Origin of the sequence: Pseudoalteromonas sp. Z9A5 (genome assembly GCF_011378875.1) — a bacterium.
Classification (GTDB): domain Bacteria; phylum Pseudomonadota; class Gammaproteobacteria; order Enterobacterales; family Alteromonadaceae; genus Pseudoalteromonas.
This window is the reverse complement of sequence record NZ_WTLC01000033.1, coordinates 1-23,494: the sequence shown is the minus strand read 5'-3', so window position 1 is coordinate 23,494 and position 23,494 is coordinate 1. Positions and strand designations below refer to the sequence as shown.

The 23,494-nt window shown below is 39.2% G+C and carries 23 protein-coding genes; 10 read left to right on the top strand and 13 right to left on the bottom strand.

The features are described from left to right. Positions 1 to 17 precede the first annotated feature (17 nt). From purM to GQR56_RS15595, 3 genes are read left to right on the top strand one after another with little or no spacing between them, the layout of a single operon-like run. On the top strand, positions 18 to 1,070 hold the full coding sequence (gene purM / locus GQR56_RS15605; protein WP_024609408.1) for a phosphoribosylformylglycinamidine cyclo-ligase: 1,053 nt from the start codon (positions 18 to 20) through the stop codon (positions 1,068 to 1,070). Then, positions 1,070 to 1,717, top strand: coding sequence for a phosphoribosylglycinamide formyltransferase (gene purN / locus GQR56_RS15600; protein ID WP_166113128.1), 648 nt, complete (start codon positions 1,070 to 1,072; stop codon positions 1,715 to 1,717). Before purM ends, purN begins: the two co-directional genes overlap by 1 nt. After that, a complete protein-coding gene (locus tag GQR56_RS15595; protein WP_240920943.1) occupies positions 1,662 to 2,468 on the top strand; it encodes a DUF3108 domain-containing protein in 807 nt (268 codons plus the stop codon). Before purN ends, GQR56_RS15595 begins: the two co-directional genes overlap by 56 nt. Positions 2,469 to 2,511: 43 nt before the next feature. Here GQR56_RS15595 and GQR56_RS15590 read toward each other — a convergent pair whose 3' ends face one another. Next, a complete protein-coding gene (locus GQR56_RS15590; protein ID WP_166113125.1) occupies positions 2,512 to 3,276 on the bottom strand; it encodes a class II glutamine amidotransferase in 765 nt (254 codons plus the stop codon). A gap of 323 nt (positions 3,277 to 3,599) precedes the next feature. On the opposite strand from GQR56_RS15590, the gene fadE reads away from it, so the two are divergent. Next, positions 3,600 to 6,056 (top strand): acyl-CoA dehydrogenase FadE, encoded by a 2,457-nt coding sequence (gene fadE, locus GQR56_RS15585; protein ID WP_166113122.1) that lies wholly within the window; start codon positions 3,600 to 3,602, stop codon positions 6,054 to 6,056. 693 nt (positions 6,057 to 6,749) lie between these two features. On the opposite strand, the gene rlmM is transcribed toward fadE, so the two are convergent. The 12 genes from rlmM to hemA all read right to left on the bottom strand — a co-directional run bounded on the left by rlmM (position 6,750) and on the right by hemA (position 18,247). Continuing rightward, positions 6,750 to 7,835, bottom strand: a complete 1,086-nt coding sequence (rlmM, locus tag GQR56_RS15580) for a 23S rRNA (cytidine(2498)-2'-O)-methyltransferase RlmM (protein WP_024609869.1) — start codon at positions 7,833 to 7,835, stop codon at positions 6,750 to 6,752. Positions 7,836 to 7,852: 17 nt separating this feature from the next. Then, complete coding sequence (locus GQR56_RS15575) at positions 7,853 to 8,221, bottom strand: DUF423 domain-containing protein (protein ID WP_024609870.1); 369 nt, start codon at positions 8,219 to 8,221, stop codon at positions 7,853 to 7,855. Next, entirely contained in the window at positions 8,218 to 8,868 is a 651-nt protein-coding gene (locus tag GQR56_RS15570; protein ID WP_166113119.1) for an alpha/beta family hydrolase, read from the bottom strand. Before GQR56_RS15570 ends, GQR56_RS15575 begins: the two co-directional genes overlap by 4 nt. A gap of 1 nt (position 8,869) precedes the next feature. After that, positions 8,870 to 9,766 (bottom strand): transcriptional regulator GcvA, encoded by an 897-nt coding sequence (locus tag GQR56_RS15565; protein WP_166113117.1) that lies wholly within the window; start codon positions 9,764 to 9,766, stop codon positions 8,870 to 8,872. Between the two features lie 132 nt (positions 9,767 to 9,898). Then, the gene (kdsA, locus tag GQR56_RS15560) at positions 9,899 to 10,753 is read right to left on the bottom strand and encodes a 3-deoxy-8-phosphooctulonate synthase (RefSeq protein WP_166113114.1); all 855 of its coding nucleotides are present in this window, start codon (positions 10,751 to 10,753) and stop codon (positions 9,899 to 9,901) included. 9 nt (positions 10,754 to 10,762) lie between these two features. Continuing rightward, complete coding sequence (locus tag GQR56_RS15555) at positions 10,763 to 12,016, bottom strand: DUF819 family protein (protein ID WP_166113111.1); 1,254 nt, start codon at positions 12,014 to 12,016, stop codon at positions 10,763 to 10,765. A gap of 60 nt (positions 12,017 to 12,076) precedes the next feature. Beyond that, positions 12,077 to 12,904, bottom strand: a complete 828-nt coding sequence (locus tag GQR56_RS15550) for a tetratricopeptide repeat protein (protein ID WP_166113109.1) — start codon at positions 12,902 to 12,904, stop codon at positions 12,077 to 12,079. Between the two features lie 150 nt (positions 12,905 to 13,054). Continuing rightward, the gene (locus GQR56_RS15545) at positions 13,055 to 13,429 is read right to left on the bottom strand and encodes a SirB2 family protein (RefSeq protein ID WP_024609876.1); all 375 of its coding nucleotides are present in this window, start codon (positions 13,427 to 13,429) and stop codon (positions 13,055 to 13,057) included. A gap of 27 nt (positions 13,430 to 13,456) precedes the next feature. Continuing rightward, positions 13,457 to 15,001, bottom strand: coding sequence for a response regulator (locus GQR56_RS15540; protein WP_206018188.1), 1,545 nt, complete (start codon positions 14,999 to 15,001; stop codon positions 13,457 to 13,459). 54 nt (positions 15,002 to 15,055) lie between these two features. Next, entirely contained in the window at positions 15,056 to 15,895 is an 840-nt protein-coding gene (gene prmC, locus GQR56_RS15535; RefSeq protein WP_166113107.1) for a peptide chain release factor N(5)-glutamine methyltransferase, read from the bottom strand. 2 nt (positions 15,896 to 15,897) lie between these two features. Next, complete coding sequence (gene prfA / locus GQR56_RS15530; RefSeq protein WP_024609879.1) at positions 15,898 to 16,983, bottom strand: peptide chain release factor 1; 1,086 nt, start codon at positions 16,981 to 16,983, stop codon at positions 15,898 to 15,900. Positions 16,984 to 16,990: 7 nt separating this feature from the next. After that, entirely contained in the window at positions 16,991 to 18,247 is a 1,257-nt protein-coding gene (hemA, locus tag GQR56_RS15525; protein ID WP_024609880.1) for a glutamyl-tRNA reductase, read from the bottom strand. Between the two features lie 83 nt (positions 18,248 to 18,330). Here hemA and lolB point away from each other — a divergent pair, with 83 nt between their 5' ends. The 6 genes from lolB to ychF all read left to right on the top strand — a co-directional run bounded on the left by lolB (position 18,331) and on the right by ychF (position 23,326). Next, positions 18,331 to 18,918: a lipoprotein insertase outer membrane protein LolB gene (gene lolB / locus GQR56_RS15520; protein WP_166113105.1), complete on the top strand. Its 588-nt coding sequence runs from the start codon at positions 18,331 to 18,333 to the stop codon at positions 18,916 to 18,918. A 1-nt stretch (position 18,919) separates the two neighbouring features. Then, positions 18,920 to 19,777 (top strand): 4-(cytidine 5'-diphospho)-2-C-methyl-D-erythritol kinase, encoded by an 858-nt coding sequence (gene ispE / locus GQR56_RS15515; protein ID WP_166113104.1) that lies wholly within the window; start codon positions 18,920 to 18,922, stop codon positions 19,775 to 19,777. An 88-nt stretch (positions 19,778 to 19,865) separates the two neighbouring features. After that, positions 19,866 to 20,813, top strand: a complete 948-nt coding sequence (locus tag GQR56_RS15510; protein WP_024609883.1) for a ribose-phosphate pyrophosphokinase — start codon at positions 19,866 to 19,868, stop codon at positions 20,811 to 20,813. A 148-nt stretch (positions 20,814 to 20,961) separates the two neighbouring features. Then, positions 20,962 to 21,576: a 50S ribosomal protein L25/general stress protein Ctc gene (locus tag GQR56_RS15505; protein ID WP_024609884.1), complete on the top strand. Its 615-nt coding sequence runs from the start codon at positions 20,962 to 20,964 to the stop codon at positions 21,574 to 21,576. Positions 21,577 to 21,595: 19 nt separating this feature from the next. Further along, a complete protein-coding gene (gene pth, locus GQR56_RS15500; protein WP_024609885.1) occupies positions 21,596 to 22,180 on the top strand; it encodes an aminoacyl-tRNA hydrolase in 585 nt (194 codons plus the stop codon). Positions 22,181 to 22,234: 54 nt separating this feature from the next. Further along, a complete protein-coding gene (gene ychF, locus GQR56_RS15495) occupies positions 22,235 to 23,326 on the top strand; it encodes a redox-regulated ATPase YchF (protein ID WP_166113103.1) in 1,092 nt (363 codons plus the stop codon). Positions 23,327 to 23,494 lie beyond the last annotated feature (168 nt).

Sequence of the window (23,494 nt, the reverse complement as noted above, 5' to 3'; positions counted from 1 at the left end):
TATTTTGAGGAAAACCTGTGAGCGAACAAAAACAGTCTCTAAGCTATAAAGACGCGGGCGTAGATATCGACGCTGGTAATGCACTTGTTGAGCGTATTAAAGGCGTAGTTAAAAAAACTCGTCGTCCTGAAGTAATGGGCGGAATTGGTGGTTTTGGCGCACTTTGCGAAATTCCTGAAGGCTACAAGCAACCAGTATTAGTTGCAGGCACAGATGGCGTTGGTACTAAACTACGTTTAGCAATCGACTTAAAAAAACACGATACTGTTGGTATTGATTTAGTTGCAATGTGTGTAAACGACTTAATTGTTCAAGGTGCTGAACCCCTGTTTTTCCTAGATTACTATGCAACTGGTAAACTAGATATAGACACAGCAGCTGACGTAGTTACAGGTATTGGCAAAGGTTGTGAAATTTCAGGTTGTGCCCTAATTGGTGGCGAAACAGCTGAAATGCCAGGTATGTATGATGGTGAAGACTACGACATGGCAGGCTTTTGTACCGGCGTTGTAGAAAAATCAAAAATTATTGATGGCACAAAAGTAGCGGCAGGCGATCAGCTTATTGCACTTGCTTCAAGCGGTCCTCATTCAAATGGCTTCTCTTTAATTCGTAAAGTACTTGAAGTGTCAAATGCTGATACAAGCGCTGACTTTGAAGGTAAAACATTAGGCGAAACCTTACTTGAGCCTACGCGTATTTACGTAAAACCTTTACTTGAGTTATTTAAAAACGTTGACGTACATGCGCTTTCGCATATTACTGGCGGCGGTTTTTGGGAAAATATTCCACGCGTATTACCCGCTTCAGCAAAAGCTGTAGTTAAAGGTGATAGCTGGCAGTGGCCACCAATTTTTAATTGGTTACAAGAAAACGGCAATATTACTACACACGAAATGTACCGTACATTTAACTGTGGTGTAGGCATGGTTTTAGTAGTCCCTGCAGACAAACTTGAGCAAAGCTTAACAATGCTAAAAGACTTGGGCGAAAATGCATGGCACCTTGGTGAAATTCAAGATGCAGCACCAGGCGAAGAGCAAGTTGAAATTGTAGGTGGTGCTAAGTAATGGCACCGACTCGTCTGGTAGTTTTAATCTCAGGTAGTGGCTCTAATTTACAAGCCATCATAGATGCCTGCGAACGTGGCGAGATAAACGGACATATAGCGGCTGTTATTAGTAATAAAGCAGACGCTTATGGCCTCGAGCGTGCAAAACAAGCAGGTATTGCTACAAAAGTGCTGAGTCATAAAGATTTTGACTCGCGCGAAGCGTACGATGCGCAATTAATGAACGTTATCGACTCTTTTATGCCAAATCTAGTTGTATTAGCTGGGTTTATGCGTATTCTTACTCCTAGCTTAGTGCAAAAATATATTGGAAAAATGTTGAACATTCATCCATCTTTGTTGCCTAAGTACCAGGGGCTGAATACCCACCAAAGAGCAATTGATGCAAAAGATGACATTCATGGCGTAAGTGTACATTTCGTTACTGAAGAGCTAGACGGCGGTCCCGTTATTCTTCAGGCGCAAATACCTGTACTCAAGGACGATACAGCAGATACATTAGCAAAGCGCGTGCATGAACAAGAGCATGTAATTTATCCTTTGGTGGTCAAATGGTTCAGTGAACACAGACTTACTATGGAAGCAGATTATGCAGTTCTTGACGAAAAACAACTTCCTGCACACGGCGCGCACTACCCACAATAAAAAAATAAGTGCCTTGCTATTATGTGTAGGCACTTTACTTCCTACAAGCCTTATTGCAGGCGAACTAACGCAGTATGAAGCCAACTATGATATTTTGCGTAAAGGTAAAAATCATGGTGAAGCTGTACGCGAACTCAAAAAGTTGAGCGATGACTCATACCAGCTTACTTATCATAGCAATATTGAATGGATGATTTTTTCAGATTCTCGCCAAGAAACATCAAAATTTACGTTTATAGATGGCAAGGTTTCTCCGCATCATTACAGTATGATCCGCACTGGTACTGGTCCAGATAAAGATTATAAAATTGATTTTGATTCTGAAAATAAAGTAGTGACCAGCAGTAATAGTGAATACCCACTAGAATGCGAATGGACTGATGATTTTCAAGATGCAATTTCGTATCAGGTACAAGTCCGTGAAGGGTTAAAAAAGGGTGAAACGAGCTTTTCGTATCCTTTAGTTGATAAAAAGGGTCATCGCCGCGACTACAACTTTGAAGTTGTAGGCAAAGAAATGATTTCACTTCCTATTGGTAATGTAGAAGCTATTAAAGTGAAGCGTTTGTACGATAACGATAAACGCCAAGCGCTTGCTTGGTTTGCACCCGAAATGGATTACATGCTTGTACGCATGTGGAAAGGCGAAAAAGGAATGGAACAATTTGAAGTTCAAATGAACTCATTTACAGTTACATCACCAACAGCCGTTGCGCCAGCTACAGCACAACAACCTCAAGAAGCTAACTAAGTTTAATTAAACCAAAGTTAAGCTAATATTTAAAATAGGTGGGCTAAATCAGCTCACCCATTTTAAACAATGCAAACTCCCCCGGCTCCATTTTTTGCCAACGCTCATCATTCGTCAAAGGTCTTGTTGTTATTACCGTCACTACATCGTTTGGTGTGGTTTCTTTTTGAAAATCGACCACCATATCTGCATCAATAAGCGTTGCTTTACCAAATGGTGCGCGGCGAGTTATGTAATGTAGGTTATTAGTGCAATACGCTAATACAAATACCCCATCGGTTAGCAGCATATTAAATACGCCTTTTTCACGAAGGGTATGCGAAAGCTTAGCGGCGTATCTAAAAACTGACGCTATATTACTTGGGCGTTTAGGGTATTTTTCGCGAATTTTATCAAGTAACCAACAAAAGGCGAGTTCACTATCGGTGTTACCAACTGGTCGATAATACTGCGGTTTTAAATCATGATAATTAGATAGCTGCCCGTTATGAGCGTAAGTGATTTCACGCCCCCATAACTCTCGCGTAAAAGGGTGAGTATTTTCAAGGCACACTCGTCCACGGTTACCTTGGCGAATATGGCTAATTACCGACACACTTTTAATTGGGTATGCTTTAACCAGCTTTGCTATTTCAGATTGATAACTCGGCTCAGGATCTTTAAACGTTCTACAGCCTTTACCTTCATAAAACGTAATACCCCAGCCATCTTTATGAGGACCTGTATTACCACCACGCTCTAAAAGACCCGAAAAACTAAAGCAGATATCGGTAGGCACATTCGCTGACATACCAAGTAATTCACACATTAATAAAATAACCCTTAAAAACCATACATTAAAATAAATAGCGTTATATTTTTTATTAAGCGTACACTAATTTGCAGCTCGCTATAACAGTTATACTTACTTAAAAAGTGTCATTTTGCTATTAGATTTATTTATTTTTACGTTAACAATACTGGCACCTAATACTTTGACTATACAGTAGTTATTAAGTGTTCCTTTGTCAGGTAATCAAATATCGTATTTAAGTTACTTTCTACTGCAATTTAACTCTCTTATGTACTTGAAAATTACTGTTACTAGCGCTACTCTAAGTGAGGTGGTCTGACCTCTATTAAGGAATAAAAATGACACTCATATTTACACTGGTATTAATCGCGCTGCTTTGCACAGCGGTTTACCACAGAGCAAGTTGGAACACAGCAATTGGTGTTTCAGCTATAACATTATTAATCGGTACCTTTGCAGGTGCTTTTGGTTTAATTAGCTGGTTGATCTTTTTGATCATCGCGGTTCCTCTTTCTGTTACTGGCATTCGTCAGCAATATATTATAAAACCAATTTTTGCTACGTTTAAAAAAGTAACGCCAAGCATGTCTGATACTGAAAAGTCAGCTATTGATGCCGGTACAACGTGGTGGGAAGCCGACTTATTTTGCGGTAACCCAGATTGGAAAAAACTTCACCAATACCCAGTTCCTAAACTTACTATTGAAGAGCAAGCCTTTGTTGATGGCCCTGTTGAAGTAGTTTGTAGCATGTTGGACGATTGGGAAGCAACGCACGAACTAACCGACCTTCCTCAAGATGTATGGCAATATCTAAAAGATAATAAATTCTTTGCCATGATCATCAAAAAAGAATACGGCGGTTTAGAGTTTTCTGCATTTGCACAGTCATGTGTACTTCAAAAACTAACAAGTAAATCAACATTACTTTCGTCAATTGTTGGTGTACCGAACTCTTTAGGCCCAGGTGAATTATTACAACACTATGGTACAAAAGAGCAAAAAGATCATTACTTACCTCGCCTAGCGAGCGGTCAAGAAATTCCATGTTTTGCATTAACGTCGCCAGAAGCGGGTTCTGATGCAAGCTCAATTCCAGACTACGGTGTGGTGTGTAAAGGGCAATGGAATGGCGAAGAAGTTGTGGGTGTTAGTTTAACGTGGAACAAGCGTTACATTACACTTGCCCCAGTTGCTACGGTACTTGGTCTTGCGTTTAAATTACAAGATCCAGATGGCTTAATTGGCGATAATAAAGAGCCAGGCATTACATGTGCACTTATTCCAACGGATACTCCTGGAGTAGAAATTGGTCGAAGACACTTCCCACTAAACGTTCCATTTCAAAATGGTCCTACTCGCGGTAAAGACATTTTCGTACCACTTGATTATATTATTGGTGGTCCAGATATGGCTGGTCAAGGCTGGCGTATGCTGGTTGAATGTTTATCGGTTGGTCGCGCAATTACATTGCCGTCAAACTCTGCCGGTGGCATTAAAATGATTGCGATTGCGACAGGTGCTTATAGCCGAATTCGTCGCCAGTTCCGCTTACCGATTGGTAAAATGGAAGGTGTTGAAGAGTCGCTAGCTAAACTTGCGGGTTACGCTTACAGCTCTGATGCGGCGGTTAGTATGTCTACGGGTGCTGTTGATTTAGGCGAAAAACCATCGGTTGTTTCTGCCATTATTAAATACCACCTGACAGAGCAAATGCGCGATGCAACTATTCATGCAATGGATGTACTTGGCGGTAAGGGCATCATGCTTGGGCCAAATAACTATTTAGGTCGTGGCTATCAAGGTGCACCTATTGCCATTACCGTTGAAGGTGCAAACATCTTGACCCGTAATATGATTATTTATGGTCAAGGTGCTATTCGCTGTCATCCATTTGTACTTACCGAGCTAGGTGCGTGCGAAATTGAAGACCGCGAAGAAGCGCTTAATGTATTTGATAAAGCACTAATGGGTCATATTGGTTTTACCATGTCGAACCTAGTACGTACTAAGTGGCTTGCACTTACGGGCGCTCGCTTTACAAGTGTGCCATACAACGATGAAACAGCTGAGTTTTACCGTATAGCGTCACGCTTTAGTGCATCACTTGCTCTTATGTCAGACATTAGCATGGCAGTATTTGGTGGTTCACTAAAACGTAAAGAACGTATTTCAGCGCGTTTAGGTGACTTACTTAGTTACTTGTACTTAGTGTCTGCAACGCTTAAGCGTTACAACGACGAAGGCCGTAAAAAAGAAGATTTTGCCCTAGTAAAATGGAGTTGCCAAGATCACCTTTACCATTGCCAACGTGCACTTGCTGATTTAATTAATAACATGCCTTCGGCTCCACTACGCGCCGTATTAAAAGTATTGTTATTCCCGTTTGGTCGCCCGGTTCGTAAACCAACAGACCAACTTGAGCATAAACTTGCACAGCTACTACAAGTACCTAGCGAAACGCGTAACCGTTTAGCAAGCTACGTATACCTAACAAATGAGCCACTCAACCTTGTAGGTCGTCAAGAGCAAACGCTTAAAGACGTACTTGCTGTTGAGCCATTATTTGACCGTGTATGCAAGGAAAAAGGTCTTAAACTCCCATTCTTCCAGCTTGATAAAGTAGCGCAAATGGGTCTTGAAGCGGGCATTTTAAGTCAGGCTGAAGCCGATAAACTAGCTGCAGTTGAACAATCTCGTTTAGATGTAATTAACGTAGACGACTTTGACCCTGCTGATTTATTAGCAGGTAAAGCCGCACGTAACAGCGTAACTAAAAAGGAAGATGCGGCTTAATAATATAAGCTTAGTGTTAACCAAGTAACAAAAAACCAGCGCAAATTGCGCTGGTTTTTTATGGTTAATAATTAAATACAATCTAGTTATAGCAATTCGCTTTATTTAATAAATAACATGAGCAACCAGAGTGTATTTTTAATAATACCGTTTTTTCATGATGGTATTTTTACCGAGCCAGTTAGTTACTTACCTATTATAATAAAGTGTATCTATTAACCACCGCTTATTTGCATCTTTTTCAGCGCAAGCATTAAGCAAAATGAGTGGGCTGCAAATAATACTTACTTTACAAAATTTGACTCTCAGGCATTACCACTCTTTAATTATTTTAAGCTCGGCAATTATAGCTGTTTTTGATTTATTCTCTTTTATGTAACTAATCAGTTTATTGCTCATTGTTTGCAAGCTTTCTACGTTATATAACTTATTACTACTTATTTACAAATTACCAAAAAGGTTTCACCATCCAAAGTTATAATTGTATAACTTTGTGCTGCAATGCTATTTTTTATTGGTGTGTAGTTCTGGTTGGTTTATTTGAATCCGGTGCTTTATTTGTGGAGAGTTTGAAGTATCTACTTAATCACCTTCCTCTCTCCACTTCCACCGCAGCCATTCAATACGAGTGATAAAAAATTAAGCGAAATCATTTTTGCAAATTATTTTTTACCACTTTTGAGCTTCTATTTATTAACTATATAAATTTTGGGGTACTTTGGTAACGTTTAAATGAACGGTTATTTCTTCACGGTCATGGTACAAATGCTTAGCTTGCAACTCGTAATTAATACCTTGTTTTTCAAGTTCTTTTCTGATCATAGAAAGACATTCATAAACACTATCAAAACGTTTTTTCATAGGGAGTTTTAAGTTAAATATAAACTCTTTTGCATACGCATTTACCGCCCAATCAATCATTAGCGTAGTCACTTTGGTTGGTTTTTCCACCATATCGCACACTAACCATGTAATATTTCTTTTTTCAGGGCGATATTTAAAGCCATCGGCTCTAAAATGTTTAACCTGCCCTGTTTCCATTAAATCGTCGTTCATAGGCCCATTATCAATCGCACTTACAAACATACCACGGCGAACAAGTTGATAAGTCCAGCCTCCTGGGCAGGCACCTAAATCAACACTACGCATACCAGCTGCAACACGTGACTCGCGCTGTTGCTCAGGAATAAATACATTAAACGCTTCATCTAGTTTTAACGTTGAACGGCTCGGTGCGTCACTTGGCATACGAAGACGTAAAATACCCATAAAAAATGGAGAGTTATTAAAGCTGTATGAGTAACCCACATACGCGGTGTTGTTTGTTAAAAACATAACATGCATTACTGGACGATTTGCTTTTGGTTCTCGCAATACAGTATTTTGTTTTTCGAGGGCTTTTTTAAGTGGCGTTGAGATTTTTTTACAAAATGTTAAAAGCTCTTTACCTTCGTTTGTGTCAGGGGTTTCTACGCGTAGCTCTGAGCACAATGTAAAATCTTTTGCGGCATTTACAACTGCGCCAACTCGGTCTTCTACTGGCATATTTTCTAATAATGTACCGGCAAACCATTGGCGCGCAAACACCATACCTTTAAAATCAACTTTTTTGATTATTTCGTCGCTGTGATGCGCTTCAAAACACTCATAAACAACGTAACCCGTATTTGGTTTTGCTTTAACATAGCCTGCAAAACCTTGCTCCGCAGCGTGAAACGTTATTTCAGCAGCGGCATCGTTTTCAAAACCACTACGACAGTAAATCACAACACTAGACATATTAACCCTTAAAATCTTTAAAACTTAAATCGTGCAACTTGCACTAAAATAACAATCCAACCAATTATAAAGCACAATCCACCTAACGGGGTTATTGGACCAAGCCACTTCATACCTGTTAACGCGAGCAAATATAAACTACCACTAAAAAGGACAGTGCCTGCTATAAAAAAGCCACCAGCCCAACTGAGGTTAATGCCCCATTTTATTAAAACAGCAACCGCAATAAGCGCAAGTCCATGCATCATTTGATACTCTGCTGCCGTTTTAAAAACGCCTAGTGAATACTCTGATAATCGACTTTTTAACCCATGGGCTGCAAAGGCCCCAAGCATGACCGAAAGCATACAAAAAATACTGCCCGTCATTAAAAATAATTTAATCATTGGTTACCTTCTAAATTTAAATTCACACACTTTTTAATAAATTCAACTGCGCCAAGTGCAGCAGTCTCTCTATTTTGTTGTTCAGTAATACCGCTTTTTTTACGAGGCTTAAGTGAGTGGTCACCATCAGTTAACCATATATATTGAGGTTGTTTAGGCATAGGCAATGTTGCTAGCTCTTCTCGAGTACCAAATGTATCTCGCTCACCTTGCAGTACTAAAAATGGACAAACTATATCGGCAAAGTGATCTGTGCGTAGCTTTTCTGGTTTACCCGGAGGATGAAACGGATAACCAAAAGCCAGTACGCCTAAAACAGGATGCTCTGTTGAACAGGCAAGCATTGACGCCATTCGCCCTCCCATTGATTTACCGCCAATAAACAACGGTAAATTTGGTTGTGCCTGGCTAAGTACTTGCTCATAATAACTTAACAACTTTGGCGCCCGCTCTGGTGGTCTGCGTTTATTAGTTTGCTTAGCTATTTGCATGTATTCAAAATCAAATAAGCCAACATCAATACCTTGATCGCTTAAAAGGGTTGCCATATTTTGCATAAAATCGGAGTCGCTACCCGCCCCTGCTCCATGAGCAAAAATAAACTGGGCTATGGCTGGCTGCGTTTTACTTTTAAACCATTCCATCATATTAATACTCTTGCTCTTGTTCTACTAAACTCAGCATCCATTCTTTAAACGACACTATTTTACCCAGCTCAGTTTGCGACTCGCGAAGCACTAAATAATATGCATTTTTACTTTCTAAACTGTGATTAAAAGGAATAACTAATCGTCCGGCGTCTATATCAGGTTTAGCTAAAACACTATTACCAATTGCCACACCTTGACCATGAACTGCAGCTTGCAACACCATAGATGAGTGACTAAAAATAGGTCCTTGGTTTACTTGTACGTTACGCACACCAGCTGTTTTCATCCATGTTTTCCAGTTTTTACGAGTGGTATCGTGCAGTAAAGTGTGATGAATTAAATCACTTGGCTGATCAAGCGGTTTGGGACCTCCTAAAAGCATGGGACTACACAATGGCACTAAATACTCAGTGTGCAGTTTATAGGTTTGCACACCACTCCAATGACCACGTCCATAATAAATAGCGATATCTACGTCATCAGTTAATGAGTTTTCATCCTGATCTTGTGCTTTTATTCGCACATCAATCTCTGGATGTAATTCATTGAATAAACTCAAGCGTGGCACAAGCCATTGAATCGCAAAACTAGGCGTTAGGCTTACAGTCAACGAGCCCTTAGCACCACGCGCTAATAGCTTTTCTGTCGCGTCGATTAACTGCGTAAAAATCTCTTTAATATCGAGAAAGTAGCCTTGCCCTTCTTCAGTTAACAATAACGAGCGGTTTTTTCGTAAAAACAGCTTCAAGCCTAAATGCTCTTCAAGTGTTTTTATTTGATGACTTACAGCCGCTTGCGTTACATAAAGCTCTTCGGCAGCTTTTGTAAAACTTAAATGGCGCGCTGCAGCTTCAAAAGCCTTTAGTGCGTTTAATGGAGGTACTCGTCTTGACATGATAACCAAGCTTAGAATTAGTTTTTCTTATGCGGTGAATTATATACCTATGCTAAGAAAGAGTATATTTAAGGCGTAAAAAAAGCGACCTTAGTCGCTCTTTTACTGTTACCTAAGTATATAGGTAGTTAATTATAAGTCGTTTGCACTTGTATCAAGAGGTGCAAAGCTTTTGATTAAATCATCTACCGCTTTCATTTGCGATAGATAACCTTCTAATTTACTAAGTGCAAGTGCGCACGGACCGTCACATTTGGCTTCATTTGGATTAGGGTGCGCTTCAATGAATAAACCTGCAATACCTAATGCCATACCACTTCGAGCAAGTTCTGCTGCTTGTGCACGACGACCATCTGCTGAATCAGTACGACCACCAGGGCGTTGTAAAGCATGTGTTGCATCAAAAATAACAGGTGCCATTGCCTTCATGTCATCCATACCTAGCATATCGACAACAAGATTGTTGTAACCAAAGCTTGAACCACGCTCACACAAAGCAATATTATTATTACCCGCTTCATTAAATTTAGTAATGATATGGCGCATTTCGTGTGGAGCTAAAAACTGTGGTTTTTTTACATTAATAATTGCACCTGTTTTAGCCATTGCTACAACTAAATCAGTTTGACGTGCTAAAAAAGCAGGTAACTGTATTACGTCAACTACTTCAGCAACTGGCGCTGCTTGATGTGGTTCGTGTACATCGGTGATAAGTGGAATATTAAAAGTATTTTTAATCTCTTCAAATATTTTTAAACCTTCTTCCATTCCTGGTCCACGGTAAGAATTAATTGATGAGCGATTTGCTTTATCAAATGACGCTTTAAATACATAAGGAATATTTAATTTAGTTGTTACTTCTACGTAATGCTCTGCAACACGCATCGCTAAATCACGAGATTCTAATACGTTAATACCACCAAACAATACAAATGGTTTGTTGTTTGCCAGCTCAATCTCATTAATCTTAATAATTTGGTCTTTCATTTTAATTCCTTATGGTGCAACTGCTTGCATCATTAATCCACAAATATAGGCCATATAAGTACCTACGCCATAACCCAATACCGCAAGTAATACACCTACAGGCGCAAGCGATGGATGAAATGCTGATGCAACTACCGGAGCTGATGCAGCACCACCTACATTAGCTTGTGAGCCCACAGCCATATAAAACAATGGTGCTTTAATTAGTTTCGCCACTACTAACATTATACTTGCATGAACTAACATCCAAATTGCACCAACTAAAAATAACCCGGGGTTATTAAAAATAGCAGTTACATTCATGTGTAAACCAATCGATGCAACTAAAATATATAAAAAGCTAGAAGCCACTTTTGAAGCGCCAAAGGCCTCTATTTGCCTAACTTTAGTAAACGATAAACCTATACCTATTGTCGTTGATATTACAATCAGCCAGAAGAATTTACTGTTTAAGCTGTATTCTTTTGCCCACTCATAAGTGTTACCAAAGTAAGGTCCTAAAAAGTCAGCACAAAAGTGTGCTAAACCAGTAATACCAAATGCAATTGCAAGTAGCATCATGTAGTCGTTAAGTGTTGGAATTCGCGCATGTTCTGCATGATAAGCTTCTACACGCTTTTTTAAATCTTCAATTGCGCTGGTGTCGGCACCAGTAGCTGCATCAATTTTTTTATGATTAGCTGCCATTAATAATAGAACAGCCATCCAAATATTAGCGACTATTACATCAACAGTAATCATTACCGAGAATATATCGCCACCCACTTCAAACATTTCTTTCATTGATGCTTGATTAGCACCACCACCAATCCAGCTACCAGCAACCGTGGTCATACCACGCCAAACTGCATCAGGACCATGACCACCAACAATACTTGGATCAAATGCGCTAACAACTAAAATAGCTAACGGACCACCAATAACAATACCCAATGTGCCTACTAAAAACATAATGAGTGCTTTGGGTCCCAAGTTAATAATGGCTCTTAAATCAATACTAATTGTAAGAAGTATTAAACAGGCAGGTAATAAATAACGTGAGGCAACGTAATAAACATTAGATTTGTTACCATCAACAATCCCAAATGTATTCAATAACGATGGCAAAAAGTAACACAGCAATAAAGCAGGTACATATTTATAAAATGTTTTTAAAGCTGGTCGTTCACTGCTCGAGGTTTTAAAAATAAATCCTAAAATAACAGCAAGCAAACCTAGCACAACGGCATCATTAGTTATTAATGCACTTTGGGTTTCAACCATAATTATTCCTATTATTTTGGCACGTCAACATTTCAAATTAATCTTGAAAGTAAACGTACCTTAATGGTGAGTTTTATTATTATCTTCTAATTCTTCAATTTGATGCAGAATAATCTCAATAGCGGGATCATCCGGACATTCATCAACAAAAAACTGTAAATCATCACGTGCCATTTTAGGACAATCAAGTTGATTTAATAAGTAACCTCTGTCGCGTCTTTCGTACGGGTCGTCGCCAATTAACTCCATAAGCATTTCCACACAGGTCAAAGCATGACCAAATTTGCTTTCGCTGATAAAAGACCACTTTTGTTGTGCTAAAAATAGTTTATACACTTCATCATTAAAAATGAGTTCTAATGGCTCTTGTTCTTGACCGTCATCTTCATCAGCATTTTCAGGAATGATATACCAGCTTTGTTGACCAGTACTTGGCTCAATTACATACCCTTCCTCATCACTAATCGCCACATGCACAGCAATTTCACCTTGGTTTAGGCTCATACTGGCATCTAGCTTAGCGTGTTGTAAAAAGTGACAAAGTAATATGGCTAAAGTAGTTGGAGACCCGCTACGCATAGTTAACGTATAACTTAAACTATTTAGTTTATGCTCAGGTACTTTTAGGCTAGATGCACTAAATAACCAATTACTGTAAAAAGTATCTAACAATTGATCAAGGCACTCATGCTCATCACTCGCTTTTAAACAAAGCGCATCTATTTGCTGCTCAAAGTCAGTTAAAGTTTCAAAACTTGTCGTTAAGTCTATTTGAGGGTCCCATTTAGACTCTGCTTTTATACAACGATAAATAACCGGCGGCGTAAATTCGTCATAAGCATCATCAATATAAGATTCATCATGTTCATCAAACCCGAGGGTGGTCATCAATACTGCAACATTTTGAGAAAACGAAAGCGTAGTTTACCTAACTTTAAAGCTATATACCAATATAGAGGTGTTTTTGAATGTTTTCTGAGAGGGAGTCGTATTTGAGCTTTACAAAAGAATTATAAAACTCAAATAGTCAGATATTACTTACAATAAAAAAGCTGATTTAGACGTAGCTAAATAGCCTATAGCCAAAATAACAGCGGTATTAACTAAAATGTAAGCAACTTTAGCTGTCATTTTAGTTTGTCTGGCGCTTTTAGCCCCAATACCAATATATATAACTACTAATACTATTTTTTCTAATAGCCAATATTGTTCAAACGGGTTTATTTTAGCCATAAATATAAGCGTAAGTGCAGACACTAATAACAACGTATCTATACTGTGACTGCCAATCATTACCGCTTTATTTTTTGCTATTTTGCCACTACCCATTCGCGAAAATGCACGAACATAAAATAAAATAACACTTAACAAAGCTATTGCCATGTGTGAGTGTTTTACTGCTAAATAATCCATATGCCCCTATACTTCTGTTTTTTAAAATTAATCTGGAAAACGGGTAAGCACCGCTTCTAACTCATTAAGCTTATCGTTAAATATTTCTACAAGCTTAGGGTCGAAATGAGAGCCTTTCTGTTCATTAATTTCATCCACTACATTTTGTAATGTCCAAGGCTCTTTATAACAGCGTTTGTGGCGAAGTGCATCGTATACATCAGCTAATGCAACTATTCGTCCAAAAACATTGATATCTTCTCCTTTTAAGCCTTGCGGATAACCTGAACCATCCCATTTTTCATGATGTTCTTTAGCTATAATTGCACCCGTACTAACAATCTCATGCGGTGAGCCTTTTAAAATAGTATACCCTTTATCTGTATGGGTCTTCATTACTTCCCACTCTTGAGCATCTAACTTTGCTGGTTTGTTTAAAACCGCATCAGGAATGCCCACTTTACCTACATCATGTAATGGCGATGCTAATCGAATTAAATCTGCATCGTGTTTTGATAAACCGTACCCTTGTGCCAATATATGACAAATATGTGCAACACGTTTAACATGATTACCTGTTTCAGTAGAGCGCTGCTCTACTGCTTCACTTAACCTGTAAACTAACTCCTGCTGCGTGGCTTCGACTTCAGATTGTAATTGCACATTTTCAAACGCTAGTTGTACATTTTGTGAAAAAATCTCAATTAAATGACGCTGCGTATCTGTTAAGCTTTTTGGAATACCTGATATAAATAACATTGAGTTATGATTATATTCACTGCTGCAATAAGCAAAAAGATAATTATCTTTGTACACAATAGATTTATTGTTAAGTGCTTGTTCGCAAGCACTTAACTGATCTTCTTTTAGTACTTCTTCTAATTCTTTGCCTTCACATTGTTCAAAATCACCTGTGCCAGAGCAAACTATTAGTTTTTTATTATTATTTATCCCTGGGTTTTGAGCAACTAATGTAGTTGCATACATTGCTTGATCAGCAATGCCTAAAAGTGAAGATAACTGCAGCATAACACCTTCAATAAAACTCTCTATTGAATGCGCTGAGAAAATATCTCTTGATGCCTTAATTATTTTCTCTAACCCTTCTCGCGATTGTTCAATAGAAATAATATCGCGATATGAACGAAGGCTCGACATAATAACTGTAAATAGCTTTTGTGCGGTTAATTCGGTTTTAGATTTATAATCATTAATATCGTAATTAACAATAACTTGACGCTCAGGAGCTTGTCCTGGTTGACCCGTTCTTAAAATAATACGGATATGATTATTTTGAGCCGTTTCACGAATATATTTAGCAACTTGCAAACCTGCGTCGTCAGTTTCCATAACAACATCAAGCAATACAATTGCGGCATCAGTATGCTCATCAATTAACTGTTTTGCTTCTGCACCAGAATAAGCGCTTATAAACTCTAAACGCTTATTCTGAAACTCAAAATCGCTCAATGCTAGCTTTGTAACAGCATGAACTTCAGGCTCGTCATCAACGATTAATACTTTCCATGTGCCTTGTTCTATATCGCTAACTACTTCTTCTGGCTCATCTGAAAATAAAAAATCACCCATCATAATAAAAATTCCTTCATGGCATTATTTAACGCACGAGCAGGCAATTGTTATTATCTAAGGCCACTGTGCAAGTGTTACGCGGTCATTGTTACCAAGGTCTTTCACTGTTTTAATATTTACAAACGCCATTTTTTCAAAAAAATAACGAACAGCTTCGCCTTGCTCAAAACCATGTTCTATTAAAAGATAGCCACTAGATAGCAAATAGTCACGCGATTGTGTAATTATTTGTTTTATATCAGACATTCCTGCATCATCTGCTACTAATGCTGATAATGGCTCATACCTAACATCCCCCTGAACAAGGTGTATATCATCTTGCTTAATATAAGGAGGGTTAGTTACAATTAAATTAAATTTTTCGCCTAGTAAAGCGCTAAACCAGTCACTTTGCTTAACGTGTACATTATTAATACCTAAGCGTTGTTGATTCCGCATTGCTAAATTTACTGCATTACTGACTCTGTCTACAGCTGTAATTTGCCAATTTGGCATTTCACTTCCAAGCGCTAAGGCAATTGCACCGGTGCCAGTGCCTAAATCAAGTACTTTTGCTGTAGCAGGTACAGCCATTTCAAGTGCTTGCTCTACCAATGTTTCAGTATCTGGTCGAGGTATTAAAGTTGTTGCATTAACTTCGAGTAATAAACTCCAAAATTCACGCTGCCCAGTAATATGCGCAACGGGTTCGCCATTTAAACGCCTTTGACAAAACAGTTCAAATTGCTGTTGCTGCTCAGCGTTAAGCTCATGCTCTGGCCAAGTAAAAAGGTAACTGCGTGGTTTTTGAAGAATATGTAGAAGCAAAACTTGTGCGTCTAATTTAGCACTTTCGCTGCTTGAAGCTAATAAATTAGCTCCTGCAGCAATTGCTTGTTCAAGAGTGTGGCTCACGACTACTCGTCGCCCATAGCCGCTAATAAGTCAGCTTGATGCTCTTGCATTAATGGATCGATCACACAGCTTAAATCACCCGCTACTACTTCGTTTAAACGATAAAGTGTCAGGTTAATACGGTGATCGGTAATACGACCTTGAGGATAGTTATAAGTACGAATACGCTCAGAACGGTCACCACTACCTACTAAATCACGACGCTCAGAAGCCTCTGCTTCATGGCGTTTTTCATCTTCAGCTTGTTGCAGTCGAGCTGCAAGTACTGACATCGCTTTAGCACGGTTTTTATGCTGTGAACGTTGATCCTGACACTCAACCACAACACCGGTAGGTATATGTGTAAGTCGAATAGCAGAGTCTGTTTTATTAACGTGCTGACCACCTGCGCCTGATGCACGAAATGTATCAACCTTTAAATCTGCAGTATTAATTTGTATCGCTTCTGCTTCTGGTACTTCTGCCATTACCGCAACGGTACAAGCAGAGGTATGAACACGCCCCTGTGACTCAGTTTCTGGCACACGTTGTACGCGGTGTACGCCTGATTCAAACTTTAATTGCCCGTAAACACCTTCGCCACTAATATTCGCAATCACTTCTTTGTAACCACCGTGCTCACCTTCATTGGTGCTCACAACTTCTACTTTCCATTTTTTAGTTTCTGCGTAACGGCTGTACATACGAAATAAATCGCCGGCAAAAATCGCCGCTTCATCGCCGCCCGTTCCAGCACGAACTTCAACAAACACGTTATTGTTATCGCGTGGATCTTTTGGCAACATCAATACTTGAATTTGATCTTCAATTGCTAGAATTTGTGCTTTAGCTTCTTTGTATTCTTCTTGCGCCATTTCACGCATTTCAGGATCCGAATCTTTAAGCATCTCTTCTGCACTGGCTAAATCATCTTGCGTTTCTTTATAAACTAAAAACGTTTTTACAATCTCTTCAAGCTCAGAATATTCTTTTGAAAGCCCACGAAAACGATTTTGATCACTAATGACCGACGGGTCACTTAGCAGCGCTTGTACTTCTTCGTAGCGTTCTACTAAGGTTTCTAATTTATTATAAACAGACTCTTTCATTTAACGGTTATTCCTGATCAATACCTAACATTTTTTTCAACTGGTTTAGCTGCGCCACTTCACCTTTTTTCGCTGCATCTTGTATAGCACGTGTAGGCGCGTGCATTAAGCGATTGGTTAATTTATTGGCCAACTCTAAAATTACTTTTTCTGCATCTTTACCACTAGAGAGTTGGCTAACCGCCTTCTCTACTAATTCAGACTTTATTGTTTGTACATCATTTCGATAATGGCGGATTAAATCTACCGAATCGAGTGAACGCATCCACATTGCAAATTCTTTAGTGCGTTCAATTATAATAATTTGTGCTTGTTCAGCAGCTTGCTCTCGCGCTGCCATATTTTCGCTTACAATAGTTTGTAAGTCATCAACTGAATATAAATAGGCTGCATCGAGCTCGCCTACTTGGCTTTCTATATCGCGTGGTACAGCGATATCTATAAACAACATCGGTTTATTTCTACGCTGTTTGAGAGCCTGTTCAACCACACCCTTACCTATAATAGGAAGCGTACTGGCTGTAGAACTAATCACTATATCGGCTTCATGTAAACGCTCTGGCAACTGTGCAAGCGCAATCACATCTGCCGACACTTCATCAGCAAGGCTGCGCGCACGTTCAATTGTTCTATTAGCTACCGTTATTTTTTTAGGCTCATTTTGATATAAATGCTTAGCTACCAGCTCAATGGTCTCGCCTGCACCAATTAATAACACATTGGTCTGATCAAGCTTGCCATAAATATGTTTTGCTAAATTAACTGCCGCAAACGCGACCGACACAGCACTTGCACCAATGTTTGTTTCGGTTCTGACTTCTTTTGCAACCGAAAAAGTTTTTTGAAATAACCGATCAAACGTAACACCAATGGCATCATGTGTTTTAGCACTATTATAAGCTTGCTTTATTTGCCCTAATATTTGTGGTTCACCTAATACTAAAGAATCCAAACCACAGGCAACACGCATTAAATGATTTATTGCATCATTACCTTCGTAACAATAAATATTGCTACTCAGTTCTTGTTCATCTAAACCATGGAAACTGGCTAACCAATGCAACAGTGTTTGGGATTTTTGCTGAGCAAGGCTACAATAGATTTCGGTTCGATTACAGGTAGAAACGATCACCGCTTCACTAAACGCAGCGTGACCACTTAATTGTTGCAACGCCTCTGATATTTGCTCAGGCGAAAAAGCCACTTTTTCACGTAAGTCTACGGATGCGGTTTTGTGATTTATACCAAGTGCTATTATGGTCATATTTGCCAAATATTGCTGAGCCCTACTTTAAAGGCGGCAATTTTACCAAAAATCAGCGGAATATGGAAAGTAAGGAACGACATTTGATTCGACAATATTTAATTTTATTTACCTTTTTTTTATTTTTAGGTGGTTGCACGCAACAAACAAACAAAATAACAACAACTTACGATGATTGGAAACCTCGCCTTGCAGCTCAAAAAACTTGGCAAGTAGAAGGAAAACTTGCTTTTATAAGCCCTGATGAGCGCCAATCTGCAAATTTAAATTGGCAACAAAGGGAAAATAGTAACAATTTAGTACTGACTACTTTTATTGGTACGCGCATTTTGTCGCTTAAACAAACCGAAAAAGGTGCTGAGCTAGAATTTGATGGCGAAGAGTATTTTGATACTGATGCTGCGCGACTTCTTAAACGTTTAACTGGTTTTACTTTACCTGTAAATAATGCCGATAGTTGGTTAAAAGGTACTATTGACGATCAAAGCTTAATAGTTGATCAACTCGGTCGCGCTAAACAAGTACTTTGGTTTGATAACACCGGTAAAAAATGGCAAATAGATTACAGTGCATATATGCAAACTAAAGGTTATTGGGTTCCAACCAAACTAACGCTCAAACACCAAAGCATTAGAATCAAAATTCAACTCTATGACTGGCAATTTAATTAATATGAATACCAAAACGTCTTTTTCTTTAATTGCTCCGGCAAAACTCAACTTATTTTTACACATTAACGGGCGTCGTGAAGATGGCTATCATGAGCTAGAAACTTTATTTACTTTTTTGAATTTTGGAGATGAACTTAGTTTTGAACTAGTGCACACATCCACAATTTCAGTAGAGGGTGATACTAAAGATATCCCTTTAATAGACAACCTCATCTATAAAGCTGCCTTATTATTACAAACTAAGAGCAAAACGGAGCTTGGTGTAAAAATAAATTTAATTAAACGCCTACCAATGGGAGGCGGTGTTGGAGGTGGTTCATCAGATGCCGCAACTACATTATTAGCGCTCAATAAACTTTGGAAAACACAGTTAAGTTTGGATGAACTTGCTCATTTAGGCTTACAATTAGGAGCAGATGTTCCCGTGTTCATACATGGTCAAAGCGCCATAGCACACGGCATTGGCGAAAAACTGCACCAAGTAGAACTAGAACAAAAATGGTACTGTGTAGTACATCCAAATCAGCATGTAAGTACCGCTAAAATATTTACTCATCCTGAGCTAAAACGTGACACACCTAAAATATTAGGCGACTGGAAACAGCATATTTTGACTAATGATTGTGAGCCTTTAGTTAAAAAGCTTTGTCCCGAGGTTGAAAAAACCCTCCAGTGGTTGCTAAAATACGCCCCGTCGAAGATGACCGGAACAGGTTCATGTTGTTTTGTAGAATTTGCTAGTCAAGTTCAAGCACAAGATGTACTTGCTAACCTCCCCCATACTTGGCAGGGATTTATCGCCTCAAGCGTTAATGTCTCCCCTGCTCATACGGAGTTAGCCGCTATATTCGATCAATGAAGTAACGTAAAAGTAATCATAAGTTAACCCGCAGTGGTATTTATCATTGCCCGTTAGTCCAAAATTTCAGTGCCTGAGGAACCCAACCGTGCCTGACATGAAGCTCTTCGCTGGTAACGCAACACCTGAGTTAGCTCAAAAAGTTGCAAAACGTTTATATATTGAATTAGGCGATGCTGTTGTAGGCCGTTTTAGTGACGGTGAGATCAGTGTTCAAATAAATGAAAATGTTCGTGGCTCGGATGTTTTTATATTGCAATCAACCTGTGCCCCTACAAACGATAACTTAATGGAACTTATCGTTATGGTTGATGCTTTACGTCGTGCATCTGCAGGTCGTATTACTGCCGTTATTCCTTATTTCGGTTATGCCCGTCAAGATCGTCGTGTACGTTCTGCCCGTGTACCAATTACTGCTAAAGTTGTTGCTGACTTCCTATCAAGCGTAGGTGTTGACCGTGTACTTACGGTTGATTTACACGCTGAGCAAATTCAAGGCTTCTTTGATGTACCAGTAGATAACGTATTTGGCAGCCCTGTATTACTTGAAGATATGAAAGCCCGTCATTTTGATGACGTTGTTGTTGTATCTCCTGATATTGGTGGTGTTGTACGTGCTCGTGCTATAGCAAAACTATTAAACGATACCGATTTAGCTATTATTGATAAACGTCGCCCACAAGCAAACGTTTCTCAAGTAATGCATATTATTGGTGATGTTGAAGGTCGTGATTGTATTATCGTAGATGATATGATTGATACCGGTGGTACATTGTGTAAAGCTGCTGAAGCACTTAAAGAACATGGCGCAAAGCGTGTATTTGCTTACGCTACGCATCCTATTCTTTCTGGTAAAGCTGCAGAAAACTTACGTAATTCAGTAATTGACGAAGTGATTGTAACTGACTCAATACCTCTATCTGAAGAACTTAAAGCGCTTGATATAGTTAAAGTACTTACTCTTGCAGATATGCTAGCAGAGACTATTCGTCGTATTAGTAACGAAGAATCTATTTCAGCGATGTTCGAACACTAAAATCAAACATTTCTGAATATAAAAGCGCCTTTTGGCGCTTTTTTTGTAAGCGATGTATATTTTACAAGTACGCGGTGGTATGATAGCGCGCCTTTTGGCTGGGGTCCTTGGTCGCAAAGGCCCTACACTTATAATTATTGGAGACATCATGTCTAACAAAACTTACACTTATAACGCTGAACTTCGCGTAGAAACTGGTACTGGTGCGAGCCGCCGCCTACGTCGCGAAGACAAAGTACCTGCAATCCTTTACGGAGCAGATAAAGAAGCTCTATCTCTTACTTTTGCTCATAAAGATATGATCAAAGCGCAAGAAGATGAAGGTTTTTACACTCACATCATTACACTAAACATAGGCGGCGAGTCTGTTGAAGCTATCTTAAAAGATATTCAACGTCACCCATTCAAGCCTAAGCTTACTCACCTTGATTTCCAACGTGTAGATGCTACTCATACATTCCAAACTAAAGTTCCTCTTCACTTCATCGGTGAAGATATCGTGACAAAACTAGGTGCAACTGTTGTTCACCAGTTAACTGAAGTTGAAATTTCATGTCTTCCAAAAGCACTTCCAGAATTTATCGAAGTTGATGTGTCTAACTTTGTAGTTGGCGATTCGGTTCATATTTCTGACCTTACTTTCCCTAAAGGCGTTAGCTCTGTAGATTTAGGTAAAGGCGAAGGCCATGATCAGTCTATCCTGACTATCAAAGCAAACAAAGCAGCTCCAACTGAAGACGACGCTTCAGACGCTGCAGAATAATATTTAAGGTCTCGCAACCTTGAATTCTATTCAAATGCTTGTGGGTCTGGCTAATCCAGGCCCCGAATACGCAAACACACGTCACAATGCAGGTGCTTGGTTCATCGAGCAAATCGCTGCACGCTACAACTGCACTCTAAAATACGATCCTAAATATCACGGCCTTACAGGTAAAGTGATCATTCAAGGCCAAGAATTCAAATTATTGATCCCCACTACTTACATGAATTTAAGTGGTAAAGCGGTCAGTAGTTTAGCTAATTTTTTCAAAATCCCAGTGGAAGACATTTTAGTTGCCCATGATGAGTTGGATTTAGACCCAGGCGTTGCCAAATTAAAAAAAGGCGGCGGGCATGGCGGTCATAATGGTTTAAAAGACATTATTGCAAAAATGGCAAATCAAAAAGACTTTATGCGTTTACGTATAGGTGTAGGTCATCCAGGGCATCGTGAAATGGTCACCGGTTGGGTGCTTGGTAAAGCAGCCAAAGACGATCAAGAAAAAATGGATGCCGCTGTTGATGAAGCAGTTCGTTGTATGGAAATACTTGCAAAAGATGGTGTGTTAAAAGCACAAAACAGACTACATTCGTTTAAACCCTAGTAACTTGGGTCCAAGTACACCGTTTAAACGAATTCTAAACTAAGGTATCTTACTATGGGTTTTAAATGTGGCATCGTTGGCTTGCCTAACGTGGGTAAATCGACGCTTTTCAATGCATTAACCAAAGCGGGTATTGAAGCCGCTAACTTTCCTTTTTGTACCATAGAGCCTAATACAGGTGTGGTGCCTGTGCCAGATCCTCGCTTAGACGAGCTCGCTAAAATTGTAAATCCGCAACGCATCCTTACAACAAGTATGGAATTTGTGGATATTGCAGGTTTAGTAAAAGGCGCATCTAAAGGTGAAGGTCTTGGTAATCAGTTTTTAGCTAACATTCGCGAAACTGATGCTATTGGTCACGTAGTTCGCTGTTTTGAAGACGAAAACATCATTCACGTAGCGGGTACAATTGACCCTGCAGACGATATTGACGTAATTAACACCGAGTTAGTACTTTCTGATATGGATAGTGCTGAAAAAGCTCTTTTCCGTAACGCGAAAAAAGCAAAAGGTGGCGATAAAGACGCTAAAGAGCAAAATGCCGTACTTGAAAAAGTAAAAGTGCATCTTGATGAAGGCTTAACTTTACGTTCTTTAGATTTAACTAAAGAAGAAAAAGCAGCTATCAGCTCTGTTAACTTCTTAACTATCAAACCAACTATGTATATTGCTAACGTTGCAGAAGATGGCTTTGAAAATAACCCTTACCTTGACCGCGTACGTGCTATTGCCGCAGCAGAAGATGCTATTGTAGTACCCGTATGTGCCGCTATTGAATCTGAGCTTTCTGAACTAGATGAAGAAGACAAGCTTGAATTTATGGCTGATCTTGGTTTAGAAGAGCCGGGTCTTAACCTTGTTATTCGTGGTGGTTATGAATTACTGCAATTACAAACATACTTTACAGCTGGCGTAAAAGAAGTACGTGCATGGACAATCCCTGTAGGTGCAACAGCACCGCAAGCCGCAGGTAAAATCCATACAGACTTCGAGCGTGGCTTTATTCGTGCGCAAACTATCGCTTTTGACGACTTCGTTGCCTTTAAAGGTGAGAGTGGCGCAAAAGAAGCAGGTAAAATGCGTCAAGAAGGTAAAGAGTACATTGTTAAAGATGGCGATGTAATGAACTTCCTGTTCAACGTATAAGTACAAATTAAACCAATTTAGATTGGAATAATTTTTAAAGGCTCGTTTTTACGAGCCTTTTTTGTATTTAAGCATTATTCATAGGTTGGATCTTAAGGAATAAAACTTGAAAACATGCTCTGAATTTGATCTGATAGTAATCGCCAAACCACTATCTATCCCAAAAGC

Coding starts and splice junctions, on each gene's coding strand:
- GQR56_RS15570 (WP_166113119.1), bottom strand. CDS start 8,868: ATGATGGAATGGTTTAAAAGTAAAACGCAGCCAGCCATAGCCCAGTTT.
- GQR56_RS15540 (WP_206018188.1), bottom strand. CDS start 15,001: ATGATGGGTGATTTTTTATTTTCAGATGAGCCAGAAGAAGTAGTTAGC.
- ispE (WP_166113104.1), top strand. CDS start 18,920: ATGAATACCAAAACGTCTTTTTCTTTAATTGCTCCGGCAAAACTCAAC.
- GQR56_RS15595 (WP_240920943.1), top strand. CDS start 1,662: ATGCAGTTCTTGACGAAAAACAACTTCCTGCACACGGCGCGCACTACC.
- GQR56_RS15575 (WP_024609870.1), bottom strand. CDS start 8,221: ATGATTAAATTATTTTTAATGACGGGCAGTATTTTTTGTATGCTTTCG.
- prfA (WP_024609879.1), bottom strand. CDS start 16,983: ATGAAAGAGTCTGTTTATAATAAATTAGAAACCTTAGTAGAACGCTAC.
- hemA (WP_024609880.1), bottom strand. CDS start 18,247: ATGACCATAATAGCACTTGGTATAAATCACAAAACCGCATCCGTAGAC.
- GQR56_RS15550 (WP_166113109.1), bottom strand. CDS start 12,904: ATGACCACCCTCGGGTTTGATGAACATGATGAATCTTATATTGATGAT.
- GQR56_RS15590 (WP_166113125.1), bottom strand. CDS start 3,276: ATGTGTGAATTACTTGGTATGTCAGCGAATGTGCCTACCGATATCTGC.
- purN (WP_166113128.1), top strand. CDS start 1,070: ATGGCACCGACTCGTCTGGTAGTTTTAATCTCAGGTAGTGGCTCTAAT.
- kdsA (WP_166113114.1), bottom strand. CDS start 10,753: ATGAAAGACCAAATTATTAAGATTAATGAGATTGAGCTGGCAAACAAC.
- GQR56_RS15565 (WP_166113117.1), bottom strand. CDS start 9,766: ATGTCAAGACGAGTACCTCCATTAAACGCACTAAAGGCTTTTGAAGCT.
- GQR56_RS15555 (WP_166113111.1), bottom strand. CDS start 12,016: ATGGTTGAAACCCAAAGTGCATTAATAACTAATGATGCCGTTGTGCTA.
- ychF (WP_166113103.1), top strand. CDS start 22,235: ATGGGTTTTAAATGTGGCATCGTTGGCTTGCCTAACGTGGGTAAATCG.
- GQR56_RS15545 (WP_024609876.1), bottom strand. CDS start 13,429: ATGGATTATTTAGCAGTAAAACACTCACACATGGCAATAGCTTTGTTA.
- fadE (WP_166113122.1), top strand. CDS start 3,600: ATGACACTCATATTTACACTGGTATTAATCGCGCTGCTTTGCACAGCG.
- GQR56_RS15505 (WP_024609884.1), top strand. CDS start 20,962: ATGTCTAACAAAACTTACACTTATAACGCTGAACTTCGCGTAGAAACT.
- rlmM (WP_024609869.1), bottom strand. CDS start 7,835: ATGTCTAGTGTTGTGATTTACTGTCGTAGTGGTTTTGAAAACGATGCC.